General features: G+C 46.5%; 5 protein-coding genes. 2 read left to right on the forward strand and 3 right to left on the reverse strand.

Going from position 1 to position 5036, the window contains the following annotated elements; translation table 11 throughout:
• Nucleotides 1-1062: carbohydrate-binding module family 20 domain-containing protein (locus BZG82_RS15725; protein WP_198928570.1), on the forward strand; the 1062-nt coding region annotated here is incomplete at its 5' end.
• A 465-nt stretch (nucleotides 1063-1527) separates the two neighbouring features.
• On the forward strand, nucleotides 1528-2496 hold the full coding sequence (locus tag BZG82_RS15730; RefSeq protein WP_077766287.1) for a calcium/sodium antiporter: 969 nt from the start codon (nucleotides 1528-1530) through the stop codon (nucleotides 2494-2496).
• Nucleotides 2497-2566: 70 nt separating this feature from the next.
• Here BZG82_RS15730 and BZG82_RS15735 read toward each other — a convergent pair whose 3' ends face one another.
• The 3 genes from BZG82_RS15735 to pnuC all read right to left on the reverse strand — a co-directional run bounded on the left by BZG82_RS15735 (nucleotide 2567) and on the right by pnuC (nucleotide 4864).
• Entirely contained in the window at nucleotides 2567-3247 is a 681-nt protein-coding gene (locus tag BZG82_RS15735; RefSeq protein WP_077766288.1) for a Crp/Fnr family transcriptional regulator, read from the reverse strand.
• A 139-nt stretch (nucleotides 3248-3386) separates the two neighbouring features.
• Nucleotides 3387-4118 (reverse strand): nucleoside phosphorylase, encoded by a 732-nt coding sequence (locus BZG82_RS15740; RefSeq protein WP_077766289.1) that lies wholly within the window; start codon nucleotides 4116-4118, stop codon nucleotides 3387-3389.
• Nucleotides 4119-4129: 11 nt separating this feature from the next.
• Nucleotides 4130-4864, reverse strand: a complete 735-nt coding sequence (gene pnuC / locus BZG82_RS15745; protein WP_077766290.1) for a nicotinamide riboside transporter PnuC — start codon at nucleotides 4862-4864, stop codon at nucleotides 4130-4132.
• Nucleotides 4865-5036 lie beyond the last annotated feature (172 nt).

Below are 5036 nucleotides of genomic sequence, written 5' to 3' on the forward strand. Positions count from 1 at the left end.
GCCATTGATTATGCGAATACATCAGGGTCAGCACTACTCGATTTTGGTTTCCGAGATACATTAGAGCGAGCTCTTGCCAACCGTTCTAACAATAGTTTTAAAACACTTAATAACTATTTAAACAAACGGGAGAAAGTGTTTTCTAGCGATGATTGGCAAGTGGTGTTTATGGATAATCATGATATGGCACGAATTTCCACTGCATTACGCTCCAGTGCATCAACCTTCGGCCCCGGAAATAATGAGTTAGGCGGTAATCAAAGTGAAGCGTTTGCTCAAGAAAGAGTAAATCTAGGGTTAGTTGCTACTATGACAGTACGCGGGATACCTGCGATATACTATGGAACAGAGCATTACGCAGCAAACTTCACTCAGAACGGCTTTGGCCAAGTTGGTAGCGATCCATACAACCGAGAGAAGATGCCAAGTTTCAGCCAAGATACGCAAGCATTCAAAATAATTAAAACGTTGGCTAAACTTCGCAAAAACAGTCTTGCTATTCAACGTGGCAGTTATATTTCACGTTGGGTCAATGAAGATATACTGGTCTTTGAACGTCAACAAGGTGATGATGTTGTTACCGTTGCGCTTAATCGTGGCCCGTCTGCTTCAATTACTGTTCGTAATCTAGCTCTATCCGATGGAAGTTATACGAATTTACTCGACGATAACAGTGTACATGTAACTGCAGGGCACGCAACGCTGCATCTCGCCCAAAATCAAGCAATTGTATTGCATGGGCTAAGCAATAGTAATACGGATCCACTTTCGAGAGACATCACATTCACTTGTCATAATGGTGTTACCACTTCAGGTCAGAGCGTTTATGTCGTTGGTAATCACCCTCAGCTGAGTGATTGGGCATTAGGAAATGCGATAAAGCTAGAACCATCACAGTATCCTACATGGCGATCTACGCTTACCTTACCCGCAAAACAAGATATAGAGTGGAAATGCGTAAAACGAAACGAGTCAAATCCCACAGCAAACGTAGTTTGGCAGTCCGGTGCTAATAATCAATTTAACACTGACCGCCAAAACGCAACAGAGGGTAGTTTCTAATATTCATATCTAAAACGCGTCCTACCTAACAGTTAGGGCGCGCATTTCGGAAATTGGGCGAATTTCGCGCTTTTTAATAGTTCAATTAAAGACTGTAACAGGTACTTGCCCATTCCAGCACTGGCGTTTCTTATCGCTGATACTCTTTAAACATCGATATTCCATCACTTTAGGTTGTAAATGTTACACTTTTACCACCAACATAAAGTCATCGCGCCCTCCCCTTCACCACATTCGATCAAGTAAAATGCTTTGCAGCTGAAATATGGGTGAGCGGTGCCCAACATTTATGTTGCAAAACCAAAAATCTGTGTCATTAATACGGGGCTTAACGCGACAGCAAGTTGGCGGTAGAAAACTCACCGACTAGCGTTAACGCAATGAATCTTAGTTGCTTCATCCGTTCGGCCTAGGCGCTTGCAACTAGGCGATTTAACGACTTTTCTTTTCAACTAAGGTGACAATATGCTGCTTGCAACGTTGGCGATTATTGCTGGGTTTGCGCTTCTGATATGGAGTGCAGAAAGGTTTGTGGAAGGCGCGGCGGTGAGTGCCCATTATGCGGGAATGCCGCCTTTATTGATTGGCATGCTGGTCGTGGGCTTTGGTACATCTCTGCCAGAGATTCTAGTGTCGACCATGGCCGCATTCGATGGTAACTCTGCATTAGCGCTCGGCAATGCGCTGGGCTCCAACATCGTGAATATTACCTTAATTCTCGGGGTAACGGCCCTGATTGCGCCCATTGCGGTCCATTCCACCATCGTCCGCACAGAGCTGCCGATTCTGTTAGCCATCACTCTTGTTATCGGGGTGATGTTGTGGAACTTCACGATTAGCTTCTACGAAGCCTTGCTGCTGATCGCAGGCTTCTTGCTGCTGATCGGCTGGACGGTGTGGCGTGGGATGCGAACCAAAGAAGACGCCCTCGCCGCCGAGATGGATGCCGAGCTCACTCAGCAAACCCTCTCACTGAAAAAGGCAATAATGTGGCTGGTGATCGGGCTCGCACTATTAGTTGTTAGCTCACGCATCTTGGTGTGGGGTGCCGTTGGGATCGCCCAACAACTGGGCGTCAGCGATCTGATTATTGGCTTAACCATAGTCGCATTAGGGACCTCCCTTCCCGAGTTGGCTGCCTCGATCATTGCCGCCCGCAAAGGAGAGCACGATATTGCCGTGGGCAACGTGGTCGGCTCCAACATTTTTAACTCCCTCGCCGTGATTGGTATTGCCGGCGCCATCGAGCCAATTCGCGACATCGCAGAAGAAGTCTTCTGGCGAGATTGGATGGTGATGCTCGCCGTGACCGTACTCTTGCTGCTAGTCTCAATGCGCTTTGGCAAGACACGGGAAATCAACCGCGCCGAAGGGGGATTACTGTTTATATGCTACGTCAGCTACACCTGCTTGCTGATCTATGCGGTGCGGTAGGAGGTTACAAACCTCGGCGAAGAACATGTCTGCGCATAAACACATTGTGCGCAGACATTGGTGTGGTCTCTCATTCATTCGCATCAATAAATGCTTTTAGCGCCCGCTCGTCTGTGATCTCTAAGCCATTTTCTGTTTTGCTAATAAGTCCCCTTTCAATCAGTTCTTTCACTGCTCGCCGATAGACACGGCCTGAAGTGCCAAACCGCTCAGCCTCTTGGTTGACTCGGTCAAACCCGCCCAACAAGGTATTGGTTTGGCTCCTGATCAAAAGATCATAAGCGATGTTGTAAGTAATGGGATGCAACAATCGGTTGGTGTAGATAGCCATAGAGTCTTGATAGTCTTCCGCTAACGCTGATGCAAAAAACACCATCAATTCAGGCTGCTGTTGCAGCTTTTCCGTTAGCGTTTGAATACAAATGACATCAACCTGCATATGCTCGTCTGCTATCACACTCCACTGGCAAGGCGATTGAGTGAAGTACTCCATTTCACCATAAATATGGTAATCGCAGTTTGCCTCACCAAGTTGAAAACGTCGCCCATTCGCCGCCAATATACTCATCGAGACTCGGCCCACCGGCACAACGTATAAATGCTGAAGTTCCTCACCTTGGCGAAGAATCGCTTCACCTACATCAAAGTAACGCGTACTGATTTGACACTGATAAATCAAATCACGAAAAGCGGCACTGTTTTTCTCAAGGTATGTTTTGAAGCGACCGGTTGGATAAGGCCCGATTTTCATTCTCTGCTCTCTCAGAAAATCTAATGACAACGATGTCATTTTGATTGTACCCCGTCAAAACCAATAAAAAAGCGACATTGACCTGCCGCTTTTATACACATTGATTGATGACGAAAAAGTAACTGAGGCTAGAACATGACTAGCTCTGAGCAATAAGCGCTTCTAACGCCGTGGTTGCCGCAAGCCTTTCACCTTCCATCATCACTCGAGTCTCATCCACATACTGCCCAATGCCCTCTTTCACATCTTGTTGATAAAGCACGACATTATTTAAGATCGACGCGACATGGAGGCCTCGTAACCGACCCACCGCCAACAGGGCAGAGGTTTCCATATCAGCACCTAACACGCCTTTCTGGTTCCAGAATTGGCATATCGCTTCTTCATTATCAGTATAAAAACTGTCATGAGAGCGAACTACGCCGAAATGATATCGGGTGGCTTGCGTAGAGAGATAGCGTTCGATTTCCTTCAATAGTTGAAGGCTTGCATAGGCTGGGTAAGCCGTATCCACATAGGCCTTAGAACCGCCTTCATCCCTTACTGCCCCCTCCGCGACAATCAGCTCTCCAAGCTGAATTCCCGCTTGCATCGAGCCTGCAGAGCCGACGCGTATTACATAGCTAGCACCGCATTGCTTTAACTCTTCAACCGCAATGAGCATGGATGGCGCACCGATCCCAGTACTACATATAGAAACCGATTGCTCCTTGTAACTGCCTGTAAAAACGCGATATTCGCGATTTTCAGACATCATTTCTGCATTATCCAATAATGCTGCAATACGATTGGCACGATCGGGCTCGCCACACACAATCACGCGAGGCGCAATTTGTGTTTCATCAACACCAATATGAGGTTGTTTGACCATAAATACGCTCCTCACGCTGCCGCAGCTTGAGTTAATGTTTTATCGTCATTCCGTTTTGCGCTACGAGCCCATTCCCGTGTGCCATTGGCAGCAATGAACATTAAGATTGCATACTGCGCAGACATTGCATAAACACCTTGTGTCGCGTAAATGCCCACACTAATAACGTTAATAACAACCCACAGAATCCAATTTTCCACGTATTTACGCGTCATCAGCACTTGAGCAACAACGGACAACACCGTCATCGTAGCATCCCAGAATGGGAACGCATCCGGCTCAAGCACGGGAGAAGCCAAGTTTGAGCCTAAAAGGTTTAAACCATCAACAGTGAAGCTTGCGAGCGAAAAGAAAAATGTATCGATATAGATGGTTAGCCAGGTTATCGAAATCACACTGACTGCCGCTGTCGCAATGAGCTTCTGCTTGCTTAACCAGCGTACTTCTAAGGTTTCGCCTTGCGCATTAGGACGTGTCCATGCGTACCAACCATAAATGTTGGCACAAAAGAAAAACAGTTGAAGCAGCAGTAACCCATATAACTGAATTTGAAAGAATATCACCGCAAACAGAGTGACATTGAGCAAACCAAACAGGTAGTTAATCGTTTTCTCTTGGCTGGCAAACCAAATACACAGTAATCCAAAAACGGTTCCGAACGCTTCAATCCAACTCATCGCGTAACCGTCTCCGAGTGGAATGTTGACGAGGGTGTTATTAATGTCGAGCAAAGCAAATAGACTCATGGTGAGGCCTTTATTGTTCTGTTGAGATTGTGCTTATCTTAGGGGCGAACAGCAGATAAAAGGAGGACATTTGTCCCCTCTTGACTGCACTCGATCATAATTCAGATGAATATATTATTATCGCTATAAAAAGGCTCTCCGTACCGGGCATCCCAATGGGCTCTCCTAGTAT

The organism is Salinivibrio sp. PR5 (genome assembly GCF_001996085.1).
Taxonomy (GTDB): Bacteria; Pseudomonadota; Gammaproteobacteria; order Enterobacterales; family Vibrionaceae; genus Salinivibrio; species Salinivibrio proteolyticus.